Consider the following 25,509-nt stretch of genomic DNA (forward strand, 5'->3'; position numbering starts at 1 on the left):
GTCTTGGAGGCGGGGTCGGCGACCGGGGCGGCAGGGTCGGCGGCCGCGGCGGCGGAGTCAGCGGCCGCGGCGACGGAGTCGCCGCCGGCGGGAGGCGCGTCCTTCGCCGCGTCCTTCGCCACGTCTTTCGCCGCGTCCTTCTCGCCGGTCACGGCGCGGTGGAAGGCGCCGAACCGGGCCGCGGAACCCGCGCGTTCGAGCCCGCCGCGGTCGGACCGCGGCGGCCGCTCGGGCCGGTCCCGCTCGCGCTCGCCCGGGAGGCCGTCGGGGTGCGCGGCCTCCAGGGCGCGGCCACGGCGTCGCTGCGGCAGGCCCGGGAGCGCGAAGTCGGCGGGCTCGGGCTCCACGGCGGGCCGGTCGGCGCGGTGGGCGGTCTCACCGGCTCCGGCTCCGGCTCCGGCTCCGGCTCCGGCGGCCTCCCGTACCCGCGCCGCGACATGGCCGCCATCGTCGGCCGCCCCGTGCTGCTCCTCCGGATGACCGCCGGCCCGCTCCCGTACCGCCGGCGCGGCCACCGCAACGCCCGCCGCCGCCGCACGGTCCTCCGCTGCCGGCAGGCTCTCCGGCACCCGGCTGATCAGCTCCTGCGGGATCATCACCACGACGCCCGTGCCGCCGATCGCCGAGGGCCGGAAGTTCACGGTCAGGCCGTGCTTGTACGCCAGGTGACCGACGACCGCGAGCCCCAGCCGGGTGCCGGTCAGCGTGGACAGGTCCCCCGGCGGGCCCGACACGGCCCGCTCGGCGCGGCGCAGCGCGGTCTCGCTCATCACCAGGCCGGCGTCCTCGACGGTGACCGCGGCGCCGGCCGGCACCTCGGCCACGTAGACGTGCACCTCGGTGGTGGGCGGCGCGAAGTTGCAGGCGTTGTCGAGGAGTTCGGCCAGGACGTGCATGACGCCCTCGGCGGCGTGTCCGGCGACCGCGATGTCGGCGACCGAGCGCAGCCGCACCCGCTGGTAGCCCGCGATCCGCCCCATGGCGCCGCGCAGGATCGACTCCATCGCGATCGGCTTCGCCCACCGCCGCCCGGAACGGGCCCCGCTCAGCACCGCGATGGAGTCCGCGACCCGCCCGGCCTGGGCGGTGCGGTGGTCGAGGTGCAGCAGGTCGCCGAGGATGTCGCCGTCGGCGTGCCGGTTCTCCATCTCGCGCAGGTCGGCGAGCATACCGGTGGCCATGGCCTGCATCCGGCCCGCGGCGTTGGCGCAGGCGGCCATGGCGGCGGCCCGGCGGTTCTCGCTGCGCGCGGCCTCCTCGGCGATGGCGCGCAGCGCGCGTACGTACGCCTCGTTGTCCGGCATCCGCACCCCGGACACGGCGGTGTCCGCGGACGAGCCCTTGCCCAGCTGCGCCAGCACGGCGGGCACCGTCTCGTCGGCGAACCGGGCGGCGTCGGCGGCCATGGCGGCGGACGCGTTGGCCGCGGCGCCCGCCTCGGCGGCGAGCTGCAGGCGGCCGGCCCGGTACCGGTCGCGGTAGCGGACGGCGAGCGTGACGGCGATCGCCAGGGCGAGCCCCGCGCCGCCGCCGCCGTAGGCGGTCACCGTGCGGAACGATTCGGGGGCCGCGACGACCGCCCACAGCACCAGTGCCGCGGCCGCGAGCGCGGTCAGGAGAAATGCCCAGAGGGTACGGGCCGCATGCGGGCGGGCAGCGGCTTGTTGCGCGGTCATCGTGCGGACTCCTCGGGGCGCGGTGCGGGGGTACGCCGTTGGTCAACTCAGTGACCTTATAAGGAAGTTCTCCTCCACACCACTGACACAATGTGACCACATGTGACACAGGGCGATCACGTCACGCCACCGCGCCGAGATGCGCTCCGGGCGCGGCGGGCGGATGCTGGAAGGTGGGGTGGTGCAGGTGAGCGACATCGGCGACAAGGTGCTCGGCGGCTGGCTCGGCCGGATCGCCGGGAACATGCTGGGCAAGCCGGTCGAGGACGGCGACTACTGGACCCGCGAGCGCATCGACCACTACCTGCGCCTGACCGGCGCCCTCCCGCTCAGCGGCTACATCCCGCCGCCGGGACCGCACGAGCACGACTTCAAGCTGCGCCCGGAGTGGCCGGAGTGCACCCGCGGCAACATCCACGGCTCCTGCCGCGACGACGACGTCGACTACGCGATCCTCGGCCTCGAGCTGCTGGAGCGGCACGGCTTCGGCTTCACCACCGAGCAGGTCGGCGCGCTGTGGCTGGAGCACCTCCCGTACCGGCAGGTCTTCACGGCGGAGCGGGTGGCGTACCGCAATCTGGTCGACGGCCTCGCCCCGCCGGAGACGGCGACCACGGACAACCCGTACCAGGACTGGATCGGCGCCCTGATCCGCGCCGACATCTTCGGCTGGGTCTGCCCCGGCGACCCGGAGCGGGCGGCGGGGCTGGCCCGCAAGGACGCGCAGCTTTCGCATACGGGCGACGGGGTCTACGGCGCGATGTGGGCGGCGGCGCTGGTGGCTTCGGCCTTCACGGCGCCGTCCCCCGGCGCCGCGGTCGAGACGGCGCTCGGGGTCGTACCCACCGAGTCGGGCCTCGCCCGTGCCGTACGCCGCACCGCCGAGCTGCACGCCCAGGGCGCGCCCTGGGCACAGACGCTGGCCGAGACCGCGCCCGAGGGCGCCCGGCACTGGATCCACGTCGAGCCGAACGCCGCCGTCATCACCGCGGGCCTGCTCTACGGCGAGGGCGCCTTCACCCCGACCGTCGCGCTGACGGTCCGCGGCGGCCTCGACACCGACTCCAACGGTGCGACGGCCGGTTCGGTCGCCGGCGTGCTGTGCGGCGCGGCGGCGCTGCCGCCGCAGTGGACGGCGCCGCTGGAGGACACGGTGCGCAGCGCGGTCTTCGGGTGCGACGGGTCGAGCATCGCCGGGCTGGCGGAACGGACGCTGCGGATCGCGGAATTGTCATCGTGAGCAGTGGCAGGGCATGCGGAATTCGTGCGTCGACGTGTCAACTACCGCGGTAGACCCCTCGTTGTACGCGGATGTCAGTGCGGGCTGTTACACCTGATCCTGCAATTGCGTTGCATCGTTGCATCCGTCGTATGCGTCGTATCCGTCGCACGGATTCTTTGGGGGGACACGTCAAGATGAGACACCTTTCCACGCGCGCCTGGTTATCCGCCGTCGTGGCGGCCATCGGGCTGCTCCTCGGCGCCCTGCCCGCCGGCCAGGCGGCCGCCGCGCCCGCGCCCTGCGGGGACCTGACCGCCGGGACCTCGAACGGCCTCACGCTCCGGAACTGGACGGTCGTGCCCGACCACGACGGCCGGCTCTGCGAGGCCGAGCTCACCACGGGCGCGCTGTTCACGCCGCGCGGCCCGGGAGCGCCGCAGATAGACCCGGTGCAGAAGCCGGTGCGAGTGCGGGTGTATCTCCCGGCCGGATACAGCCCGTCCGCCGACTATCCGGTGCTTTTCCTGCTGCACGGCGGCGCCTCCGACTATCTGCAGTGGTCCACCGCAGGAAACATCAGGCAGACCGTCGCCGACACCGGCTTCAAGGGCATAGTCGTCATGCCCGAAGGCGGAAAGTCGGGCTTCTACAACGACTGGCGGGGCCACACGTACGGGAATTTCGCACCGTTGTGGGAGACCTTCCACATCAAGCAGCTGGTGCCCTGGGTGGACGCCAACTTCGGCACCAGCGGGACGAAGTCCGGCCGGGCCATCGCGGGTGTGTCCATGGGCGGTTACGGGGCGCTGAAATACGCCGCGCAGTACAACGGCCTGTTCTCCGCCGTCGGCGACCTGTCGGGTGGCACGGACATCCGCCGCGCCGACCACCAGCAGATCATCAACGACGGCACGACGAGCTACGGTGCCCGCTTCTACAAGCTTGGCACGGAGGGCGACGCGGGCAACTACTGGAAGTACCTGCTGCCCGACAACCCCGGTCCGGCGGAGCGCACCGCGGCGATCTTCGGCCCGCCCGGCACCGCCTCGGTGAACTGGGAGTCGTTCAACCCGGTGCAGGTCGCCGAGAAAACCCCGCAGAAGTACGCCGCGTACGGCGGCAAGCTCGCGATCTACGGCGGCGGCGGAAAGGCGGACGGCAGCAAGGGCACCTCGGGCGAGACCGACGTGTGGCAGTGGACGAACAATATGCACCAGGCCCTGAAGGCCAAGGGCGTCGCGCACCGCTACTGCACGGGCCCCGGCTCGCACGACTTCACCACCTTCACGCCCGAGCTGAAGAACTTCATATCGCTCGCCTACGGCTCCGGCGGCCCGGCCTGCCCGGCGGGCTGGACGACGCCGGCCGGCTGATCCCGGCCCTGCTGATCCCGGCCCGCGTACGCTGGGCGGCATGAGCTCTCAGCCGCCCTCCGCTGCCCGGTCGCTCACCCGGACGCTGCTGGTCGCGCTCGCCGGGTGGGCGATCGCGGGAGGGCTTGCCCTCCTCGATTCCGCCCTGCCGGAGTTCGTGGCGTTCGCGATCGGCTTCGTGGCGAGCCTGGCCTTCGTGGTCGCGGTGGCCATCCTGCACAACGGCGCCTTTTGGCTGGCGCTGCTCTCGCTGCTGCCGGGCGCGGCCCTTTTCCTGGGTGCGGCGTACTGGACGCACGATGGCGCGGGCTGGGCGATCGCGGGCGCGGTGGTCTGGACGCCGCTGGTGCTGTACGCGGGCCGGCGCGGCCACCTCCGCCGTAAACGCGGCAAGGAGGGCGGCCCGCTCGAGGGCGTCGTGGACTACATGCAGCGCCCTTAGGCTGGCGTCATGTCCGCCAACCCTCTCGTAGCGATCCTCAGTGGCGCCGGCATCTCCACCGACTCCGGCATCCCGGACTACCGCGGCCCCAACGGCGTATGGCGGCGCGATCCGGAGGCGGAGAAGCTCGTCACGTACGACTACTACATGTCGGATCCCGACATCCGCCGCCGCTCCTGGCAGCTGCGTGCCTCCAGCCCGGCCTGGAAGGCGGAGCCGAACGCCGCGCATCAGGCCGTCGCCGCGCTGGAGCGCGAGGGCAGGCCCCTGCGCGTGATCACGCAGAACACCGACGGGCTGCACCAGCGTGCCGGGCTGCCGGACCGGAAAGTGCTGGAGCTGCACGGCAGTTCGCGCACCGTCGTCTGCACCGAATGCGGCGCAACGGGCACGATGGCGGCCGCGCTCGAGCGGGTGGCCGCCGGGGAGGAGGACCCGGGGTGCCGCGCCTGCGGCGGGATCCTGAAGTCCGCCACCGTGATGTTCGGCGAGTCCCTGGACCCGGCCGTGCTCACCGAGGCGGTCGCGGTGGCCAAGGCCGCCGACGTCTTCATCGCCGTCGGCACCAGCCTCCAGGTGCAGCCGGCGGCGTCCCTCGCCGGCATGGCGGCGGAGCACGGCGCCCGGCTGATCATCGTGAACGCCGAGCCCACCCCGTACGACCCCCTCGCCGACCGCGTCATCCGCGAGCCCATCGGCACCTCCCTGCCCGCCCTGCTGAAGGAGCTGTAAGAGCCGCATGCGTGCCGTCGTCTTCGAGGAGTTCGCCAAGCCGGCCGCGATACGGGACGTCGCCGACCCGGCCCCGCCGCCCGGCGGCGTCGTGCTGCGGGTCGAGGCGACCGGGCTGTGCCGCAGCGACTGGCACGGCTGGATGGGCCATGACGACACGATCAGCCTCCCGCACGTCCCCGGGCACGAGTTCGCCGGCGTCATCGCGGCGGTCGGCGACGGCGTGACCGGCGGCTGGCGCGAGGGCGACCGCGTCACCGTCCCGTTCATCTGCGCCTGCGGCCGCTGCCCGGCCTGCGCGCGGGGCCAGCAGCAGGTCTGCGAGCGACAGGAGCAGCCCGGCTTCACGCACTGGGGCTCCTTCGCCGAGTACGTGCCCGTGCACCACGCCGACGCCAACCTGATCGCCCTCCCCGACGGCCTCTCGTACGCCACCGCCGCCGCCCTCGGCTGCCGCTTCGCCACCGCCTACCGCGCCGTGCTGCAGCAGGGCCGGCTGCGGGCGGGCGAATGGGTGGCGGTGCACGGCTGCGGCGGCGTCGGACTGTCGGCGGTGATGATCGCGGCCGCGGCGGGGGCCCGGGTCGTCGCCGTGGACATCTCGGCCGAAGCACTGCGGCTGGCGCACGAGTTCGGGGCGGCGGTTTCCGTGAACGCCGCCGACGGCGACGCCGCCACGGCCGTACGCGACGCCACCGGCGGCGGCGCCCACCTCTCCCTCGACACCCTCGGCTCCGACGCCACCTGCGCGGGCTCGGTGGCGAGCCTCCGCCGCCAGGGCCGGCACGTCCAGGTCGGCTGGATCCCGCAGGGCACCACGCCCGTACCGATGGGCCTGGTCATGGGCCAGGAGCTGGAGCTGATCGGCAGCCACGGCATGGCCGCGCACGCCTACCCGGAGATGCTGCGCCAGGTCACCGCGGGCGCCCTGCGCCCCCAGGAGCTGATCGCCGGCACGATCGACCTGGACGCCGCGCCGGAGGCCCTGGCCGAGCTGGGCCACGGCTTCCGCACAGGCGTCACGGTCATTGCCCCGAGTTCGTAACTGGCCTTTATTGTCCCGGTGGTTACGGGGAGCATGGACGGATGGATCTCTCCCTCGTCATCGGCCGGCTCACCCAGAGGGCCGTCGAGGCCGCGATCACCAAGATCTTCGTCGAGAAGCCCGGCGCCGGATATGTGGACACCCCGATCCGGATCCGCCGCTGGCTGCCGCAGAAGGGCGCGTCCACCCTCACCGAGCGCGATCTCGACAAGATCGCGGCGGAGCTGGTGCGCCGCGCGGTCGGCGGCGGGGGTGGCGGAGCCGGTGCCGAATTACGCGAACGCCCCATCGCCGCCGACGAGGACCAGGCCGTCACCGACGCCCTCGCCCGCACCCTGCACGCCATGGGCGAGGTCGAGATGGACGACGTCCAGGCGCTCGGCCTGCGCCCGGACGCCTTCGCCGCGGAGCTGCGGTCGCGGGCGCCCGACGTCGAGCGGGAGCTGACCGAGGAGGGCACGCTGCTGTACCGGCTGCTGCTGGAGCTGGCGGCCCGGCACATCCTGGAGTTCTTCAGCAAGCAGAAGCAGTTCGAGACGGCGACGCTGGTGGCGTACGGGCAATACATCGCCGACCTCGAGGACCGCTACACCCGCCTCGCCGACCGGCTGCCGTCCCGTACCAGCGAGGACGCCGCCTTCGAGCGCCGCTACAAGCGGGACATCGCCGTCCTGCACAACCAGCTCACCATCTACGGCATCGACCTCGCCCACTCCCCCCGCTCCTGGCCGCTGGACACCGCCTATCTCGACCTGCGCTGCGAGCCGACCGACCCGGCCTCCTCCGAGCCGGGACTGCCGGTCTCACTGGAGCTGAAGGACCGCACCCGGGTGCTGGTGCGCGGCGAGGCGGGCTCAGGCAAGACGACGCTGCTGCAGTGGCTGGCGGTGTGCACGGCCCGCGGCGAGCTGCCGGGGGACCTGTCGTTCCGGGTGCCGTTCCTGCTGCCGGTACGGCGCTTCGCGCACGAGGGCTTTCCCGCTCCTGAGCAGTTCCTGGAGGCGGCGGGCTATCCGCGGGCCGGCTCACAGCCGCCAGGGTGGGCCGACCGAGTGCTCACCGCCGGCCGCGGCCTGCTGCTGATCGACGGCGTCGACGAGGCCCCCGAGGCGGAGCGCGAGCAGCTGAAGCGGCTGCTCGGCGACTGGAACCGGGTCTACCCCGGCAACGTTTGGCTGGTCACCACCCGCCCCTCGGCCGTACCGGAGGACTGGCTCCGCGAGGAGGACTTCGGCGAGCTGCAGCTCGCCCCGATGGGCCGCGAGGAGGTGGCCTCGTTCATCCGCCGCTGGCACCGCTCGGCCCGCGAGGCCGCCCGCCGCGCCCTGCCGGAGCGTACGGCGGCCGGGGCGGAACCCGCGGACGCCACACCCTCCGACGCGATCCTGCTCGAGCACGACCTCGGCGTCCTCGACCACCACGAGCAGTCCCTCCTGAAGGCCGTCCGCATCACCCGCGACCTGGGCAGACTGGCCACCAACCCGCTGATGTGCGGCCTGCTCTGCGCCCTGCACCTGGACCGCAACGGCTACCTGCCGCGCGGCCGCAAGGACCTCTACGAGGCCGCGATGAGCATGCTGCTGGAGCGCCGCGACCCGGAGCGCGCCATGGCCCCCGTCGACGGCATCGACCTGCAGCGCCAGCCCAAGGTGCGGCTGCTGCACAAGCTGGCCCACTGGATGCTGGTCAACGGCCGCTCGGAGATGAAGCGTTCGACGGCGATCCGCACCCTGGCGGAGCATCTGCCGGCTGTCCCGGACGCGGCCGGACACGACGCCGAGACGATCTACCGCCATCTGCTGGACCGCACCGGCCTGCTCCGCGAACCGACCCCGGATACGGTCGACTTCATCCACCGCACATTCCAGGACTACCTGGCCGCGGAGGCGGCCGTACAACGCGAGGACTTCGACCTGCTCCTGAACAACTCCCACCGCACCGACTGGGAGGACGTCATCCGCATGGCCTTCGCCCTCGCCCGCCCCGCCGAGTGCGCGGACCTCCTGGACCGCATGATCGGCCCCACCTCCCGCGACCTGCACGGCGACGCCGGCCCGCACCGCAAACTCCTGGCCGCCGCCTGCCTGGAACACATCAGCGAGATCGACCCGGCCGTACGCGCCCGCGTCGAGCGCTACGCCCGCAGCATCGTCCAGCCCAACGACCCGGTCGCCGCCCGCCGCCTCGGCTGGATGGGCCCGATCGTCCTGGAAATCCTGCACTCGCTCCACGACACGGCATCCGCCTCCGACGACGACGCCCTGCTCCTCGCCATCACGGCGACGTCCGTGCGCGACGAGATGGCCATCGACTACCTGACCGGCCTGCGCGACCGCACCCGCCACGACATTCGCGCGGAGCTGGCGGGGGCGTGGCACCGCTACGACACGGGGCGCTACGCGAAAGAGATCATCGCCCATCTGGGCACGGCCGACCTCTTCTTCCCGGTCTCGGACGCCGAGGAGGCGAAGGCGCTGGCGGATCTGAAAGGCCGTCCGCTGCTGAAGATCACCGGCAACCTCGACCCGGAGGAGCTCACCGAGCCGCTGGCCCCCACCCACCTGACCAACCTGTGGCTCCACTACGACCTGCAGGTCACCTTCGAGTGGCTGTCGTCGTTCAAGTCCCTGCACACCCTGCACGTCAGCGACGGGCTGCCCGCACCGCGCGGCGTACCGGAGGGCATCCGGGTGACCGGGCCGCCGGAGCCGCCGACTTCACCAGGAGAGGACAGCCGTTGACCTCGATCAGCCCCACCACCCCGGAACCGCCGGACACTCAGATCACCCACCCCGACGGGCGGGTCTCCCTCGCCGACGGCGTGACGCCCGACGACCCGCGGTTCGCCAACGACGACCTGCTGCCCATCCGCGTGCAGGACCGCACCTGGGGCACGTACAACTACACCGCCCTGTGGATCGGGATGGCCCACAACATCCCGTCCTGGACGCTGGCCTCCGGCCTGGTGGCACTCGGCATGGACTGGAAGCAGGCGGTGTTCGTCATCGCGCTGGCGAACGTCATTGTGCTGCTCCCCATGCTGCTGACGGGGCACGCGGGGCCGAAGTACGGCATCCCCTTCCCGGTGCTGGTGCGCTCCTCGTTCGGGCTGCGCGGGGCGAATCTGCCCGCGCTGATCCGGGCGGCCGTCGCCTGCTGCTGGTTCGGCATCCAGACGTGGATCGGCGGGCAGGGCATCTTCCTGCTGCTGGGGAAGATATTCGGCGGCTGGACCGAGGCCGGGGAGATCGGCGGCTATCCGTGGACGCTGTGGCTGTGCTTCCTGATCTTCTGGGTGCTGGAACTGGCCATCATCTACCGGGGCATGAACGCGCTGCGCCGCTTCGAGAACTGGGCGGCACCGTTCGTGCTGGTGGGGGCCGTGGTCCTGCTGGTATGGATCGCCAATAAGGTCGGCGGCTTCGGCCCGCTGCTCGACCAGCCGTCGAAGCTCGGCTGGGGGGCGGACTTCTGGCCGGTGTTCTTCCCTGCCCTCATGGGGATGATCGGCTTCTGGTCGACCTTGTCCCTCAACATTCCGGATTTCACCCGCTTCGGAAAGGGCCAGCGGGCCCAGGTGTGGGGGCAGTCGCTCGGTCTGCCCACCACGATGACAGCCTTCGCGCTCATGTCGGTCCTGGTGACCTCCGGCTCCCAGGCCGTATACGGCGCGGCCATCTGGGACCCGGTCCAGCTCGCCGCGAAGACGGACAACGTCTTCGGCCTGCTCTTCGGTCTCATCACGGTCATGGTGGCGACGATCTCGGTGAACATCGCCGCCAACGTCGTCTCACCCGCCTACGACCTGTCCAACCTGCTCCCGAAGTTCATCAACTTCCGCACCGGCGCCCTGATCACCGGTGTGGTCGGTGTCCTGGTGATGCCGTGGAAGCTCACGTCATCGCCCGAGCTGTACATCTTCACGTGGCTCGGTACGGTCGGCGGGCTGCTGGGCGCCGTCGCGGGGGTCATGATCGCCGACTACTGGATCATCCGCCGTACCCATCTCCACCTCGCCGACCTGTACGACCGCCAGGGCCGCTACTGGTACCGGGGCGGCTGGAACCTGCGCGCCCTGTTCGCCTTCCTCGTCGGCGGCACCCTCGCGGTGGGCGGTTCGTACTCCACGGTGAACGCGAAGGGCGAGAAGCTGGGCCCGTTCCCGGCCGACGGCCTGATCCCCTTCCTGAAGCCCCTCGCCGACTACGGCTGGGCGGTCGGACTGGGCGCCGCCTTGGTGCTGTACTCGCTGCTCAGCTTCAGGCCGCGCTCCACGTCTTCGTCCGCCTGACCCATCCCGCCGGGCAGGGCCCGCCCGAGCAGCGGGCCGGTCATGAGCGTCGTGAGCACCGCCATGACGACCATGACAGTGAACAGGCGGGTGTCTATCACCCCCAGGCCGAGCCCGACGTTGAGCAGGACGAGTTCGGTGAGGCCGCGGGCGTTGAGCAGCACCCCCAGGGCGACCGACTCCCGGGCGGTGGCCCCGGTCAGGCGCGCCGTGCCCGCGGCGCCGGCGAACTTTCCGGCGCAGGCCACCACGAGCACCGCGAGCAGCATGAGCAGGCCGTGCGCGCCGAGCCGGTGGAGTTGCACCGACAGCCCGGTGACGGTGAAGAAGACCGGGAGCAGGATCAGGCTGAACTGGTCCATGCGTTCCGGCACTTCCGGTGCGTGGGCGTCGATGTGCCCGCGCGGGACGACGGCGCCGAAGACGAAGGCCCCGAACACACTGTGCAGGCCGATGACGTCGGTGGCCCAGGCGCTCAGCAGCAGGCCGCTGATCAGGACGGCATGGGTGAGTGAGCTGCTCGCCCAGCGGCGTGCGGGAGCCAGCAGCCAGCGGAGCGCGGGGCGCACCGCGTACCGCATGCCGAGGACGAAGACGGCCGCCAGAATCCCCATCCGGACGAGCGGCCAGGTGCCGGTCGCCTCCACGACGACGATCACGGCGGCCAGGATTCCCCAGGCGAGCAGGTCCTGAAGGGCCGCGCTGGCCAGCGCCAGGCTGCCGATGGGCTGACGCGCCAGGCCGCGCTCGGCGATGATGCGCGCCAGCACCGGGAAGGCGGTGATGGACATCGCGGCGCCCAGGAACAGCGTGGGACCGAGCAGTCCCGGCGTGCTCAGCTGCGACTTGTCCATCCAGGGGAAGAGCAGGACGGCCAGGCCGGCGCCCAGGCCGAACGGCAGGGCGACGGAGCCGAGGGATATCGCGCATACCTGGCGGCCGCGGCCGCGGAGGTGCGACACCTCCAGGTGATAGCCGACGCCGAACATGAAGAAGACCAGGCCCAGTTGGGCCATCATGTGCAGAAAGGGACGGGCCTCGGCGGGAAAGAGCGCCTGGGACAGCTCCCCGGGGAGCAGGCCAAGCAGACTGGGCCCCAGCAGCAGCCCGGCGATGATCTCCCCCATGACGGTCGGCTGCCGCAGCCGCCGTGCGATGCGGCCGCACACAAAGGCAGCGGGGAAGATCACGGCAAGGCTGATCAGCCCGCCCCGGACGGCGGAATCCAAGGAGCCGTCGGCCGCCAGCATGCCCCCCACCCTTCCCCTCCATGAATCAGCGGTGCGCCCGGCACGCGGCGACCTGTCCGCATGCCGGGCGGCAATGGTGCTGCTCAGACGGTGCGCAGCGCTTCGGTGGGCTGCATCCGGGCCGCGCGGAGCGCCGGCAGCAGTCCGGCGATGGCGCCGATGGCGACCGCCGCGCCGAGCCCGCCGGCCCAGGCCATCACCGGGACCACCGTCTCCCAGCCCTTCACATTCGCGTACGTCATGGTGGCCGCGCCCCCGAGTGCCACCCCGGCCACGCCGCCGAGCGCCGCGAGCAGAATCGCCTCGGCGAGGAACTGCAGGCGGATATTGCCCTTGGTGGCGCCCAGCGCTCGTCGCAGGCCGATCTCGGACCGGCGTTCCAGTACGGAGATGACCATGGTGTTGGCGACCCCGATGCCGCCGACGAGCAGGGCCACCGCGCCGAGACCGAGGAACAGGCCGTTCAGCGCGGACTGCGTGGCGGCCCGGGCCTCGAGGGTCGAGGACGGCTGGCTGACGCTGACCTCATCGGCCTTCTCCGGGTTGGCCGTACCGGCCAGCACACCCTGCACCTCGGTGACCTGATCGACCGCGGTCCGCACATAGATCATGGACGGATGGCCGTCGAACTCCAGATACTTCTGCGCGGCCGGGAAGCCGACCATCACCGAGGAGTCGATCGCGGGCGTCAGCTTCGCGGAGTTGAGGATGCCGGCGACGTAGAACCACTGCCCCTCGATCCAGATGCGCATCCCCGAGTGAATCCGGGAGATGCCGAGCCGGGTGGCGGCCTCGGAGCCGAGCACCACGACCGGCTGCTGCGCGGTGGCGGCATTGAGATATCTGCCCTGGGCCACGGTCGTGCGCACCGCTTCCGGCAGGCCCAGGCTCGCCGCGGTGATGCTGAGGCCATTGGAATTGACCTTGGGGATATGCGGATTGCGATAGACGCTGCCCTCGATCTTTCCGGTGCTCTCGACCGTTTCGACCGGGCCGATACGGCCGATCATCTTCGGCGCCTTGACCGGCAGTTTGGCGTCCTCGCCGCTGAGGGTCTGCCCCGGCTGCACCGTCAGCAGATTGGTGCCCAGCTTGTCGATCTCGGCGAGCAGCCCGGCCTGTGACGAGGCGGACAGGCCGAGCACCGCGACCATCGCGGCGACGCCGATGGCGATGCCCAGGGCCGACAGCGCGGCCCGCATCCGCCGGGTGCGCAGCCCGACGCTGGCCGTCCTGGCCACGTCCGAGACGTGCAGCCGGCCGGGAGGGGGAGCCGTCACGGTCATGGCTGCCGCCTTTCCATCTGCGGTTCCTGGTCCCCGGGGCCGATGTCGCTGACTATGTGGCCGTCGAGGACCTCGATGCGCCGCGGCAACTGCTCGGCCAGCGACCGGTCGTGGGTGATGACGACGAGGGTGGCGCCCTCGGCGTTGAGCTCCGTGAGCAGATTGAAGATCGATGCGCCGTTCTTGCTGTCGAGGTTGCCGGTGGGCTCGTCCGCCAGCACGATCGCGGGGTTGCCGGCCAGCGCCCGGGCGATGGCGACCCGCTGCCGCTCCCCGCCGGACAGCTGGGTCGGCAGGTGGTGGATCCGGTGGCGCAGCCCGACCCGGTCAAGCGCCACGGCCGCGGCTTCCATCCGCTTGCTGTGCCGGGCGCCCGAATACAGCATCCCGTCGGCGACGTTCTCCAGCGCCGTGGCATGTTCGGCCAGGAAGAACTGCTGGAAGACGAAGCCGATCCGGGTCGCCCGCATGCCCGCCAGGGCCCGGTCCGACATGGCGGCAACGTCCTCGCCGACGATGCGGACCGTGCCCGACGTGGGGCGGTCGAGGCTGCCCATCACCTGCAGCAGCGTGGACTTCCCGGAGCCCGACGGGCCGACGATCGCGACCAGTTCCCCCCGGTTGATGGTGAAGCTCGCCCGGTCCAGCGCCACCACGGGCGAAGCCCCGGGATAGACCTTGGTGACCTCGTCGAGCTGCATGACCGGTTCGGCGGTGTGCTGTTCGCCGGCCACCCTGGTTTCCGTATCCAGCCCGGACATCAGCCTGGCACCACGATCTTCTGCCCGACCGCGAGGCCGTCACCGGTCACCTGGACCTTGCCGGTGTCGTCGTCGAACAGCCCGGTCTCCACCGGGATCAGCTTGCGGGTGCCGCCGGGCCGTACGGCCTCCACGGCATAGCCGCCGCCGGACAGCGCGAGCAGCGAGTCGACCGGCACCATCAGCACGTTCTTCGCCGTGTCCGAGACGATGGACACCTGCACCGGGGCCTTGTCGAGGCTGCCGGTCGCCTTCGGGTCGGTCGGCTGGATCTTGACGTCGATGGTGGTCTTGTCCTTCCCCTGGGTCGCCACCTTCCCGATCTTCGACACCTTGCCGTCGGTGGTCTTGCCGTCGGGCAGCGTGATGGTGACCTTGTCGCCGACCGCCAGCTTGGCCTGCTGGCTCGCGCTCAGCTCGATGGAGACCTCCCGCTTCGTGGAGGTGCCCTGCACGATGGTTCTGCCGGGTGCCGCCGGGGTGCCGTTCACCGCCTCGGTCTTGGTCACCCGCAGCTCCGTGACCGGCAGGAACACCGCCTGCCCGAGGGGCAGTTTCCCGGTCTCCTTCAGCCCGAGCTTCTCCTGCAGCTCCTTCAGGGCGTAGTAGGTCTGCCAGCCGAAGTAGTCGGAGTCTGGGTCGATCTGGCTCTTGGTGGCGTAACCGAGGCCGACGAGTGCGGCATTGAGCTGGCGGACGTCGGGGCCCTCCATCTCCCTGGACAGCTCGCGGTAGGCCGGCGCGGAGCCCTTCAGCAGATACACCGGCTTGCCGTCCACCCGGTAGAGCGGCTTGCCGTGCCGGATCACCTCACCCTGGGCGGGAAGCCCTGTCACGGTGCCGTTGGCCTTGTTGACCACGTCGTACGAGCCCATGTAGCCCAGCGTTCCGTTCTCCTGGGTACGGGCGGAGAGCGTGCCCTTGGTGACCGTCGCGGTCCCGGTCGGGATGCTGTCCTCCGTCGAGGCCGCCGGCGTCCGGGCCTCGAACGGGTCGGTCGCCACGATCGCCCCACCCGTCACGGCCATCAGGGCCACCGCCACGGACGCCTTCAGGCCGCGCCGGGAACGCCGCGTCTTCGGGCCCGGCTCCGCACTCTCCGGGGGGCTCGTCTGCGCCTTCTCCTTCTCCTGCTCCTGCGAGGTCTGCATGGTGCTCACGACCCGGCCCCCGGGTCACCGAGCCCCTTGCCCTTGTTGGGCCCGTTCTGCAGCTCCTGCGGCTTGTACTGTGCGCAGGCCTTGTCCGCCTTCAGGAACTGTGCCGAGTCGGGGTCCACGCCGCTGCCTTCGCCCAGCATGCTGCCGCCCTTGGCGGGGTCCGGGTCCGGGAACTTCTTGATGCCGTTCTCACGCATGCACTCGGCGTACTTGACCTGCTCCTTCGTGGACCAGCCGCCGCCCTGTCCGCCGCCCATCCGGTCGGCGCCGCGGTATTCCTTGCAGTCGGCTTCCGCCTTCTTGAAGGTCTCCGACTGGGGGTCGACGCCCTCGGGCATGATCATGCCGCCCTTGGAGTCCGGGTCGGGGAATTTCGCGATCCCCTTTTCGCGCATGCACTTGGCGTACTTCACCGGGTCGCCCTTGCCTTCGCCCTGGCCGCTGGGAGAATCGGAGCTCTTCCCGCCCTCCGCGCTCGCCACGGCATTACTCGGCGTGTCCTCCCCGCAGGCTCCGGTGAGCAGTGCGAGACCCGCCATCAGGGCCACCGAAGCGCCAACTCGACCGAATCGGCGCTTCCTTTCCGTTTTCAGATCGTTTTCACATTCCGCCGTAGCGACCATTTCCGTCTCCACTACTCTCGGAGTTTTCTGCACCACTCCTTTCTACGGGAGCAGCGGTTTCGACACGGTTTCGCTCTCCAGCGGGAAGAGGATGCAGGTCAGGAGGGCGGCGGCGGACCCGGCAGCAGCTTCTCGCAGGCCTTCTGCGCGGTCTTGTATTCGGGCGAATCGAGATCAACACCCGTGAACATGCCCCGGTTGTCCGGTTTGGGGAACTTCGGCATGCCGTTCTTCCGCATGCACTCGACATACTTCGCGGGATCGGGCCGACGCGGCTCGCCGGCCCCGGCGGGCGGCGCACCCTGTCGCTGACCTGCGGGCGGCGCGTCCTTCATGCAGACCCGCTCGGCGTTCTTGTACGCCGCTCCGTCGATGTTCACCTTCGACCCCGGCTCGAGCCTGAGCGTGCCCGCCTTGTCGGGGTCCGGATAATCCGGAACCCCGTTCTTCCGCAGGCATTCGGCGAAGGCCACATTCTTGTCGCGCATCGACCCCGCCCCCTCTCCGGCCGCCGACCCGCTCTCGTCACCCTTGTCCGATGAATCGCCGGCGTTGACCGCGAAGGTCAGACCGGCGGCCACCAGTGCGGCGGACAGGAAAACGCCCAGAACAACGATCAGGACACCGGTCCGCCCCACCCCTCTCTCGCTGCCCGTCTTCTTCTCTTCGACAGAATCCATGATTCCTCCCCTTGCATACACCTGAATTCTTCTACTGCTACGCGAGCTTCTCCGAAATCAACCCGGCGATTTCCGCCAGCGGCTTCGGCTTCATCATCCCGTCGTGGTCGGAATTGATGAGTACGCCCTCCACCGCCCCATCGACATAGGAATCCCAGCTCCCGGCGGCCACGGCCGGCGTTACGGAGTCCGGACGACCGCCCTCCGCCGCCACAAAGAGCAGCAGGTCACCGCGGAAGACCGCCGGCCGGAAGTCCCGCAGGAGCCGCAGGTTGTTCGCGTTGACCCGCTGGATCTCGGAGAGGATCCGCGCCGTCGGCCGCCGCTCCCCCACCGCCCCGCCGGCAGGCCCGTCCGCACCGGCGGGATAGCCGTCGAGGCTGACCAGCAGGGCCACTTCCTCGCCCAGCTCCTGCAGCCGCGTCGCCATCGCCTGCGCGACGGCTCCGCCGAAGGACCAGCCGAGCAGGTGATACGGCCCCGCCGGCTGGACGGTCCGGATCTGCTCGACGTAATCCGCCGCCATCTCCACCACCGATTCCGGCAGTTGCTCGCCGGCGCCGTAACCGCGTGCCTGCAGCCCGTACACCGGACGGTCCTGCGGAAGCCGGTCGACCAGCGCGGAGTAGCACCAGCTCAGCCCGGTGCTCGGGTGAACGCAGAACACCGGGGCGGCATCGCCCTCCGTCCGCAGCGGCAGCAGCAGCCCGAGGTCCGCGGCACCGTCACCGCCGCTCAGCGAGCGGGCCACCGCCTCGACGGTGGGCGCGGTGAAGAGGGCGCGGATGCTCACCTCGGCCTGCAGGGCTTCCCTGATCCGGGCGATCAGCCGCATCGCCAGCAGCGAGTCTCCGCCCAGATCGAAGAACGACACCTCGGCGCTCACCCGCTCCAGCCCGAGCACCTCGCCGAAGAGCCCGCACAGCACCTCCTCCGTCGGCGTCCGGGGCTCGCGGCCACCCAGGTCGGCGGCGTCCGGCGCGGGCAGCGCGGCCCGGTCCAGCTTTCCGTTGGCCGTGACCGGGAGCGCCGGCAGGACCACCACCGAGGTCGGGACCATGTAGTCGGGCAGCCGGCCGGCCGCGAACTCCCGCAGCGCCGGCACCTCTACCTCGCGGCCCGCGTCCGGGACCACGTAGGCGACCAGCCGCCTGGCCCCCGGCCGGTCCTCCCGGGCGATCACCGTGACCTGGGCGACGGCCTCGTACGCTCCGAGCACCGCCTCGATCTCTCCCGGCTCCACCCGGAATCCGCGGATCTTGACCTGATCGTCCGTACGGCCGGCGAACTGCAGCTGCCCCGCGCCGGTCCACCGGCCCCGGTCGCCCGTCCGGTACATCCGCCCGCCCGAGGAGGCGAACGGTGAGGCCACGAAGCGCTCGGCGGTCAGTGCCGGCCTGCCGAGGTAGCCGCGGGCCAGTCCCGGGCCGGCGACATACAGCTCGCCCGTCACACCCGCCGCCGCCGGCTTCAGGAACTCATCCAGCACATAGACCTGCGTGCCGCCGAACGGACGGCCGATGGGCACCGGCCCGTCCCCCACGTCCGCCAGCGGCCCGGTCATCGTCGCGCAGACGGTCGTCTCCGTCGGACCGTACGCATTGATCACCCGCCGGTCCGACCACCGCTCCACCAGCGCCGGCGGGCAGGTCTCCGCCGCGACGACAAGGGTCCGCAGGCCGGCCGGCAGATCCTCCACCGTCGCCAGCACCGAGGGCGACACCGTCAGATGCGTCACCCCGAACTCGGCCGCGGCCTCGGCGAGCGATCCATGCGGCGGCAGCCGGTCCACCCCCGGAACCACCAGCGCGGCACCGCTGAGCAGCGCCATGCAGAGCTCCCAGACGGCGGCGTCGAAGCTGAGCGAGGCCAGCTGCAGGACGCGTGCACCGGCACCCGCCCCGAGGTCGTGCTGCTGGGTGGCCGCGAGATTGGCGATGCCGCTGTGGCTGACGACCACGCCCTTCGGCGTGCCGGTGGAGCCGGACGTGTAGATCACGTAGGCCGGGTCCTCCGGCCGGCCGGTCACCGCCGGGAATTCCGGGGGACGAGCCGCCATGGCCTCGGCCACCTGCGGGTCGTCGTAGCGCAGCCGGGCGGCGCCGGCCGGAACCAACTCGTGGGTGGCCGCCGTGCACACGACCAGCGCCGGCGCGGAATCGGCCAGTATGAACGCGATCCGCTCCCGCGGATAGGACGGATCGACGGGCACGAAGGCGGCACCCGCCTTCACCACACCCAGCAACACCCCGATCAGGTCGGGTGACCGCTCCATCACCACCCCGACGAGGTCACCACGCCCAACGCCTCGCTCGGCCAGCTCCGCCGCCACCCGCGCGGCGACCGCGTCGAGCTCGGCGTACGACCATGCGGCTTCCGCCCCGACGACCGCCACCGCGTCCGGCGACCTCCCCACCTGGGCCGCGAACAACTCCCCCAGCGACCTGACCGGCACCTGCGGTGCGACGCCGTTCCACCCCTCCACCAGTAGGGCGCGCTCGCCCTCACCCAGCACGTCGATGGCGCTCAGGCGCACCGCCGGATCGGATACGACCTGCTCCAGCAGCCGCACGAAGCGAGCGGCCAGCGCCTCGGCCGTACCCTCGTCGAACAGGTCGGTCGCATACAGCAGCACGCCACCGATGCCCGCCGGGCGACCGTCCCCGTCACGCTGCTCGGACAGCTCCGCCGACAGATCCACCCGGGCCGGTACGGACTCCGGCCCGGAGTCGGGAGCCAGCGGCCGTACCCGCAGACCCGGAAGGTCCCAGAGCCGGCCCTGATCCTGGGAAGCGCTCTGCACACCCAGGGAGACCTGGAACAACGGATTGCGCCCCATGGACCGGGTCGGGTTGAGGTCCTCCACCACGCGCTCGAACGGCAGGTCCTGGTGGGCGTAGGCGGACAGGTCGGCCTCCCGGACCCGGCCCAGCAGCTCGGTGAACGGCGGATCGGAGCTGAGGTCGGTGCGCAGCACCAGGGTGTTGACGAAGAAACCGGCCAGATCATCCAGCGCGGCGTCGCCGCGGCCGGCGACCGCGGTGCCGATCGGGATGTCGTCACCGGCACCCATCCGGGACAGCAGCGCCGCGAGCGCGGCCTGCAGGACCATGAACGTGGTCACCTTGCTGCGCTGGGCGAGTCCCACCAGCCGTTCGTGCGTCTGCGCGTCCACCCGCACCGGCACCGTGTTCCCCTGGAACGAGGCCACGGGCGGTCGTTGCCGGTCGGCCGGCAGCGGCAGTTCCTGGGGTGCGCCGGCCAGGGCATCGTGCCAATAGGCGAGCTGCCCGCTGATGAGACTGCCGGGATCGTCGAGCTCACCCAGCACCTCGCGCTGCCAGAGCGCGTAGTCGGCGTACTGCACCGGCAACGGCTGCCACTCCGGCGCTCGGCCCTCGCGCCGTGCGGTGTAGGCGGCACCGAGGTCGCGGGCGAGTACGCCCATGGACCAGCCGTCGACGGCGACATGATGCGCGACGATGAGCAGGACGTGCTCGGCCGGGCCGGTCGCCAGCAGCCTGATCCGCCACGGCAGATCCACGCTCAGATCGAAACCGCGGCTGGTCTGCGCCGCGATGACCGCGTCGACCTGTTCCGCCGGGGTGTCCGCGACGACGAGGGGCGGTCGGCCGACGGCACCCTCCAGCACCTGCTGGCGGGGGGTGCCCTCGGTTTCGGGGAAGATCGTCCGCAGGCTCTCGTGCCGGTCGGCGACGTCGCCGAGTGCGGCTTCGAGGGCTGCGGTGTCGAGTTCTCCCGACAGCCGCAGCGCCATGGGCATGTTGTAGGCCGCGCCGGCTTCGGGGTCGTTCTCCTCGAGGCGGTTGAGGAACCACATCCGTTGCTGCGCGTACGAGAGCGGCAGCACGTCGGGCCGCGGGCGGCGGGTCAGTGCCGCCCGCCCCGTGCCGTCATCGGCGTCGATCAGCCGGGCCGCCTCGGCGACCGTCGGCGCGGCGAAGAGGTCGCTGATGGCGAGCTCGGTGTCGAGCACCGCGCGGATACGGGCGATCAGGCGCATGGCGAGGAGTGAGTCACCGCCGAGGTCGAAGAACGATGCCTCGGCGCCGACCTGTTCCAGGCCCAGTACCTCGGCGAAGAGGCCGCAGAGCACTTCCTCCAGCGGTGTGGCCGGCCCGCGGCTGCCCGTGCCGCCGGTGACGGCGGCGAAGTCGGGGGCAGGGAGGGCGGCTCGGTCGAGCTTGCCGTTCACGGTGATGGGGAGGGACTCCAGCGGCACGATGGCTGTCGGGATCATGTAGTCGGGAAGGCGGTCGCGGGCGTGCTCGCGTAGCGCGGATACGTCTGTCTGCTGATCGTGGGCGGGGGTGACGTAGGCGATGAGGCGTTTGTCGCCGGGGCGGTCCTCGCGGATGATCACTGCTGCCTGGGCGACGGACTCGTGGGCGGTGAGGAGGGATTCGATTTCGCCGGGCTCGATGCGGAAGCCGCGGATCTTGACCTGCTCGTCTGCGCGGCCGGCGAATACCAGGTTTCCGTCAGGGGTCCAGTGGGCCAGGTCGCCGGTCCGGTACATCCGCTCGGCGGCCTCATCTCCGGTGGGAAAGGGGGAGGCGATGAAGCGTTCCGCGGTCAGGGTCGGCTTGCCGAGGTAGCCGCGTGCCAGACCTGGGCCTGAGACGTACAGCTCACCTGTCACACCGATGGCGGCCGGCTGCAGGAAGTCGTCCAGCACATACGCCTGGGTGTTGCCGATCGGCTGCCCGATGGGCACTGGGCCCTCGTCTGTCGGTGAGAGCGGCTGGCTCATCGTCGCGCAGACGGTCACTTCCGTCGGACCGTACGCATTGACCAGCCGTCGGCCCGACGACCACCGCTCGACCAGCCCTGGACTGCACGCCTCGCCGGCCACCACGAGAGTGCGCACCGCGGCCGGTAGCTCCTCTACCGTCGCCAGCACTGACGGCGGCACCGTTACGTGCGTGACCTCGAACGCGGAGGCCACCTCGGTCAATGATCCGTGCGGCGGCAGCCGATCAGCCCCGGCCATCACCAACGACGCCCCCGACAGCAACGCCATGCACAGCTCCGACACCGCCGCGTCAAAGCTCAACGACGCCAACTGCAGCACCCGCGAACCCGGTTCGACGCCGAACCGCTCCACCTGACTGGCCGCAAGATTCCCGATACCGCTGTGAGTGACCACGACACCCTTGGGGGTGCCGGTCGACCCGGATGTATAGATCACATACGCCGCATCCTCCGGTCGGCCGGCTACAGGCGGGGCGATCCGGCCCGAGCGAGGCGCCTCTTCAACGCCGTACACCCATCGCGCCGCCCCGGCAGGCAGCACTTCCTGAGTAGCCGCCGTGCACACCACCAGCGCCGGAGCCGAATCGCCCAGCATGAACGCAATCCGTTCCCGCGGATAGGCAGGGTCGACAGGCACGAAAGCCGCACCCGCCTTCACCACACCCAGCAACACCCCCACCAGATCCGCCGAGCGCTCCATCACCACCCCGACCAGATCCCCGCGCCCCACACCCCGCGCAATCAGCTCACACGCCACCCGATCCGACCGGTCAGCCAATTCCGCATACGACCACTTCACATCGGCACCGACGACCGCGACCGCATCCGGCGACCGCTCCACCTGGGCCGCGAACAGCTCCCCCAACGTCCCCGACGCCACCTCCCGCGCCGTGGCATTCCAGCTCTCGACGACCTCAACCCGCTCCGCCGCCCCCAGCACATCCAACCGGCCAACCCGCCCCTGCGGATCCGCCGCCATCCCCTCCAACACCCGGAACAGCTGGTCAAGAACGGCCCGCGCCGCCCCCTCACCAAACACATCCGGCCGATAGCTCAACCGCGCCCCGAGCCCACCCATCGGGCTCACCACCAACCCCAGCGGGTAATTGGTGGATTCCCGAACCCCCGCATCGACTATCTTCAGTCCACCCGGCTGGGGCAGTTCCCCGTCTTCATCCGGCGGCGGCTCCTGCGCATTCGCTCCTGACGGGAAGTTCTCGAAGGCCATCAAGGTATCGAAAGTGGCGCCCGGCCCGGCCAGCCGTTGAATGTCGCTCAGCCCGAGATATTGATAATCCATCAAAGCCGACTGCTGCCCCTGCAACTCGGTCAGCAGGTCCGCGACCGACTGCGCGGGATCGAATCGCACGCGGACCGGAACGGTGTTGATGAACAGCCCCAGCATCCGCTCCATGCCCGGCAGGTCAGCAGGCCGCCCAGCCACGGCTGCGCCGAAGACGACGTCCCGGCGCCCCGTGAGCTTCCCGACCACCAGCGCCCACGCGGCCTGGACCACCGTATTCAAGGTCACGCCCTGCGCACGCGTCAGCTGCTCCAGCGCCTCGGACAGCTCGACGCTCGCCTCACCGGGTACGACATCGCAGTGCGCCGGTGCCGCGTCCCGTACCGCCGGAGCCACCAGTGTGGGCCCCTCGACTCCGTCGAGCCCGCGGCGCCAGGCCTCGCGCGCGGCCTCCTTGTCCTGCCGGCCCAGCCACTCCAGATAGTTCCGGTACGGAGTGACCTCGGGCAGGCCGGCCGTACTGCCGTCCGCCTCGTACGCGGTCCACAGCTCCTGCATCAGAATCGGCAGCGACCAGCCGTCCAGCAGGATGTGATGCAGCGTGAACACCATCTGATACCGGTCCGGGGCCAGCTTCACCAGCAGAATCCGCAGCAGCGGCGGCACCGCCAGATCAAAGCGCTGCGCCCGCGCGGCGATCCCCAGCCGGTCGGCCTCGGCCAATGCCTCGTCCTCGGGAAGCCCCGATACATCCTCCTCGTGCCAGGGCAACACGGCCCGGCGCATGACGAGTTGGATCGGTGTGCCGGAATTCCGGCGCCGAAAGCCTGCCCGCAGGCTTTCGTGCCGGTCGAGTAACGCCTGCCAGGACTTCCGTAATACGTCGGCGTCGACCTTTCCCTCCAGCCCGATGGTGATCTGCTCGACATACACATCCGTGTCCCGCTCGTCGAACAGAGCGTGAAACAGCATGCCTTCCTGCAGCGGTGACAGCGGCCAGACACCGGCCAGTGCAGACTCATTCATGGTCACGCCCCCTCTTCGATCTGCTTCGCTGTGGCTTCAAAGTCGTCCAGTTCGTCTTGGCTGATCTCCACCAGCGGGAAATCGGAAGGGGTATGGCCGCCACTGCCGGTATCGGCTATGTGGCTGACGAGCCCGGTCAGCATGGCCGCCCAGCCGGCCGCCAGGGACTGGACCGCCGCCTCCGCCAGCAGCGCTTCCGGCCAGGCCAGGGTCAGCGTGAGCTCCGGGCCGTCGGGCAGCTCATGGGCGGCGGCTATGACCTCCAGGGCGTGCGACACCGGGATCCGGGGATCGATGCCGCCACCCCCACCGCCGACCACCTGCCAGTCCTGCATGCGGCCGGGTTGCGCATCGTGACCGTCGGCCGGCCTCGTGCCGCCGAGTCGGCCGAGGTAGTTGAAGCCGATCTGGGCTGCGGGCAGGGCCGCGAGGGCGGGTGCGGTCTCGGGGTTGAGGTGGCGGAGCATGCCGTAGCCGAGGCCGTCGCCGGGGACGGCTCGGAGTTGCTCCTTGACCCGCTTGACCGCCCGGCCCGCCGCCGGACCACCCGCCCGCAGCCCGGCGAGGTCGACCGCGCCGACGTCGAGCCGTACCGGGTGGGCGCTGGTGAACCAGCCCACCGTGCGGGACAGATCGACACCATCGCTCAAGGCATTGCGGCCATGTCCTTCCAGGTCGATGAGCGTGCCGGCGGCGCTGTGGCCTTGCTTCCGCCGCCATTCGGCGAGGGCGGTGGCCAGACCGGTCAGGAGGATGTCGTCGATGCCGGCGTGGAAGGCGGCCGGGACGGTGGTGAGCAGCGCCGACGTGACCGCTGCGGGAAGCCGCACCGAGACCTCACGCCTGGTGGACTCGAAGTCCCGCTCCGGGTCCACGGGTTGCGTGGTCAGCAGCGGGTCGGGGCCCCGCAGGTAGTCGGTCCATTGGGTGAGTTCCGCCTGTCGGCCGGCGGTTGTCGCCAGTGCGGAGAGCTCGCGCGCCCAGTGGCGGAATGATGTCGGCACCGGCTCGAGTGCTACGTCCCGGCCGGCCGCCAGCTCCGTATAGGCCTCCGCCAGGTCCGGCACCAGCAGCCGCCAGGAGACGGTATCGACCACCAGGTGATCGATGACGATCAGCAGATGCCCGGCCGCCTCCGGGCCGGGGTCGAACCACACCACCTGCACCATCACACCGGCCGACGGGTCCAGCCGGCGGGTGGCGGCCCGGGACTCCTCATCGATCAGCTGGTGCAGCGCGTCATCGTCCAGCCCGGCCGCGTCGACTCGGTGCACCCAGGGCGCCGCCTGCGCCGCCGTCGGCTCGGGCACTATGAGCTGCCGCTGCGGGGCGACTTCGAGGCGAGCGCGGAGGATGTCGTGGTGATCCACCAGTGCCTGGACGGCCTGGGTGAGGACCGTAAAGTCCAGGCCGGCCGGGGTGACCACGAGGTTGGACTGGGCTACGTAACCCAGGCTGTCCGGGCCGGCGCGGTCGAGGAGTTCGTGCATGACCGGGGTGAGGGGTATCTCGCCGATCCCGGAGTCGCCACCGCCGACGACGGCGCCGTCCGCCACCGAACCGGCTACGGCTGCCAGGCCGGCGGGGGTCGGGTGCTCGAAGACCTGCCGGGCGGTGATCACCAGCCCGGCTCGGCGGGCTTTGGACACCAGGAGCATCGACATGATCGAGTCGCCGCCGAGCTCGAAGAAGGAGTCGTCGACGGTGACCTTCTCCAGGCTGAGTATCTCGGCGAAGAGGGTGCAGAGGGTCTCCTCGGCGTGGGTCTCCGGGGTACGTCCTTCCTTGCTGGTGGCGTCGGGGGCGGGGAGGGCGGTGCGGTCGAGCTTTCCGTTGGGGGTGAGCGGCAGGGCCTCCAGGGGGACGACGGTCGGGATCATGTACTCCGGCAGGCGGGAGGCGGTGTGCTCGCGCAGCTGCGTC

At 71.1% G+C, this 25,509-nt stretch carries 16 protein-coding genes; 7 read left to right on the top strand and 9 right to left on the bottom strand.

Features of this window, described 5'->3' with window-relative positions:
- Positions 1–1,676 (bottom strand): ATP-binding protein (locus G5C51_RS23040; protein WP_165240075.1); only part of this gene is annotated, 1,676 nt, incomplete at its 3' end.
- 163 nt (positions 1,677–1,839) lie between these two features.
- On the opposite strand from G5C51_RS23040, the gene G5C51_RS23045 reads away from it, so the two are divergent.
- The 7 genes from G5C51_RS23045 to G5C51_RS23075 all read left to right on the top strand — a co-directional run bounded on the left by G5C51_RS23045 (position 1,840) and on the right by G5C51_RS23075 (position 10,781).
- Positions 1,840–2,916 (top strand): ADP-ribosylglycohydrolase family protein, encoded by a 1,077-nt coding sequence (locus G5C51_RS23045; protein ID WP_165240089.1) that lies wholly within the window; start codon positions 1,840–1,842, stop codon positions 2,914–2,916.
- 176 nt (positions 2,917–3,092) lie between these two features.
- Positions 3,093–4,271 carry an alpha/beta hydrolase gene (locus G5C51_RS23050; RefSeq protein WP_165240076.1) on the top strand — a complete coding sequence of 393 codons (1,179 nt, stop codon included), beginning with the start codon at positions 3,093–3,095 and terminating at the stop codon, positions 4,269–4,271.
- 40 nt (positions 4,272–4,311) lie between these two features.
- Positions 4,312–4,713: a hypothetical protein gene (locus G5C51_RS23055; protein WP_165240077.1), complete on the top strand. Its 402-nt coding sequence runs from the start codon at positions 4,312–4,314 to the stop codon at positions 4,711–4,713.
- 9 nt (positions 4,714–4,722) lie between these two features.
- Positions 4,723–5,445 (top strand): SIR2 family NAD-dependent protein deacylase, encoded by a 723-nt coding sequence (locus G5C51_RS23060; protein WP_165240078.1) that lies wholly within the window; start codon positions 4,723–4,725, stop codon positions 5,443–5,445.
- 7 nt (positions 5,446–5,452) lie between these two features.
- Positions 5,453–6,490, top strand: a complete 1,038-nt coding sequence (locus G5C51_RS23065; protein ID WP_165240079.1) for a zinc-dependent alcohol dehydrogenase family protein — start codon at positions 5,453–5,455, stop codon at positions 6,488–6,490.
- A 41-nt stretch (positions 6,491–6,531) separates the two neighbouring features.
- The gene (locus G5C51_RS23070) at positions 6,532–9,231 is read left to right on the top strand and encodes an NACHT domain-containing protein (protein ID WP_165240080.1); all 2,700 of its coding nucleotides are present in this window, start codon (positions 6,532–6,534) and stop codon (positions 9,229–9,231) included.
- Entirely contained in the window at positions 9,228–10,781 is a 1,554-nt protein-coding gene (locus G5C51_RS23075; RefSeq protein WP_165240081.1) for an NCS1 family nucleobase:cation symporter-1, read from the top strand. The genes G5C51_RS23070 and G5C51_RS23075 overlap by 4 nt, the downstream gene beginning before the upstream one ends.
- Here G5C51_RS23075 and G5C51_RS23080 read toward each other — a convergent pair.
- The 8 genes from G5C51_RS23080 to G5C51_RS23115 all read right to left on the bottom strand — a co-directional run.
- On the bottom strand, positions 10,694–12,031 hold the full coding sequence (locus G5C51_RS23080; RefSeq protein ID WP_165240082.1) for a cation:proton antiporter: 1,338 nt from the start codon (positions 12,029–12,031) through the stop codon (positions 10,694–10,696). The genes G5C51_RS23075 and G5C51_RS23080 overlap by 88 nt on opposite strands.
- 83 nt (positions 12,032–12,114) lie before the next feature.
- On the bottom strand, positions 12,115–13,317 hold the full coding sequence (locus G5C51_RS23085) for an ABC transporter permease (RefSeq protein ID WP_165240083.1): 1,203 nt from the start codon (positions 13,315–13,317) through the stop codon (positions 12,115–12,117).
- A complete protein-coding gene (locus G5C51_RS23090; RefSeq protein WP_165240084.1) occupies positions 13,314–14,078 on the bottom strand; it encodes an ABC transporter ATP-binding protein in 765 nt (254 codons plus the stop codon). Before G5C51_RS23090 ends, G5C51_RS23085 begins: the two co-directional genes overlap by 4 nt.
- Positions 14,078–15,229, bottom strand: a complete 1,152-nt coding sequence (locus G5C51_RS23095; RefSeq protein ID WP_240929869.1) for an efflux RND transporter periplasmic adaptor subunit — start codon at positions 15,227–15,229, stop codon at positions 14,078–14,080. The genes G5C51_RS23090 and G5C51_RS23095 overlap by 1 nt, the downstream gene beginning before the upstream one ends.
- A 5-nt stretch (positions 15,230–15,234) precedes the next feature.
- Complete coding sequence (locus tag G5C51_RS23100; RefSeq protein ID WP_165240086.1) at positions 15,235–15,777, bottom strand: hypothetical protein; 543 nt, start codon at positions 15,775–15,777, stop codon at positions 15,235–15,237.
- A 182-nt stretch (positions 15,778–15,959) separates the two neighbouring features.
- On the bottom strand, positions 15,960–16,541 hold the full coding sequence (locus G5C51_RS23105; RefSeq protein WP_165240087.1) for a hypothetical protein: 582 nt from the start codon (positions 16,539–16,541) through the stop codon (positions 15,960–15,962).
- 37 nt (positions 16,542–16,578) lie between these two features.
- On the bottom strand, positions 16,579–23,586 hold the full coding sequence (locus G5C51_RS23110; protein WP_165240088.1) for a non-ribosomal peptide synthetase: 7,008 nt from the start codon (positions 23,584–23,586) through the stop codon (positions 16,579–16,581).
- 2 nt (positions 23,587–23,588) lie between these two features.
- The coding region (locus G5C51_RS23115; RefSeq protein WP_240929868.1) for a condensation domain-containing protein at positions 23,589–25,509 on the bottom strand (1,921 nt) is incomplete at its 5' end.

This window comes from Streptomyces coryli (genome assembly GCF_011044975.1).
Lineage (GTDB): Bacteria > Actinomycetota > Actinomycetes > Streptomycetales > Streptomycetaceae > Streptomyces > Streptomyces coryli.

Coding starts and splice junctions, on each gene's coding strand:
- G5C51_RS23045 (WP_165240089.1), top strand. CDS start 1,840: ATGCTGGAAGGTGGGGTGGTGCAGGTGAGCGACATCGGCGACAAGGTG.
- G5C51_RS23050 (WP_165240076.1), top strand. CDS start 3,093: ATGAGACACCTTTCCACGCGCGCCTGGTTATCCGCCGTCGTGGCGGCC.
- G5C51_RS23055 (WP_165240077.1), top strand. CDS start 4,312: ATGAGCTCTCAGCCGCCCTCCGCTGCCCGGTCGCTCACCCGGACGCTG.
- G5C51_RS23060 (WP_165240078.1), top strand. CDS start 4,723: ATGTCCGCCAACCCTCTCGTAGCGATCCTCAGTGGCGCCGGCATCTCC.
- G5C51_RS23065 (WP_165240079.1), top strand. CDS start 5,453: ATGCGTGCCGTCGTCTTCGAGGAGTTCGCCAAGCCGGCCGCGATACGG.
- G5C51_RS23070 (WP_165240080.1), top strand. CDS start 6,532: ATGGATCTCTCCCTCGTCATCGGCCGGCTCACCCAGAGGGCCGTCGAG.
- G5C51_RS23080 (WP_165240082.1), bottom strand. CDS start 12,031: ATGCTGGCGGCCGACGGCTCCTTGGATTCCGCCGTCCGGGGCGGGCTG.
- G5C51_RS23085 (WP_165240083.1), bottom strand. CDS start 13,317: ATGACCGTGACGGCTCCCCCTCCCGGCCGGCTGCACGTCTCGGACGTG.
- G5C51_RS23090 (WP_165240084.1), bottom strand. CDS start 14,078: ATGTCCGGGCTGGATACGGAAACCAGGGTGGCCGGCGAACAGCACACC.
- G5C51_RS23095 (WP_240929869.1), bottom strand. CDS start 15,229: ATGCAGACCTCGCAGGAGCAGGAGAAGGAGAAGGCGCAGACGAGCCCC.
- G5C51_RS23100 (WP_165240086.1), bottom strand. CDS start 15,777: ATGGCGGGTCTCGCACTGCTCACCGGAGCCTGCGGGGAGGACACGCCG.
- G5C51_RS23105 (WP_165240087.1), bottom strand. CDS start 16,541: ATGGATTCTGTCGAAGAGAAGAAGACGGGCAGCGAGAGAGGGGTGGGG.
- G5C51_RS23110 (WP_165240088.1), bottom strand. CDS start 23,586: ATGAATGAGTCTGCACTGGCCGGTGTCTGGCCGCTGTCACCGCTGCAG.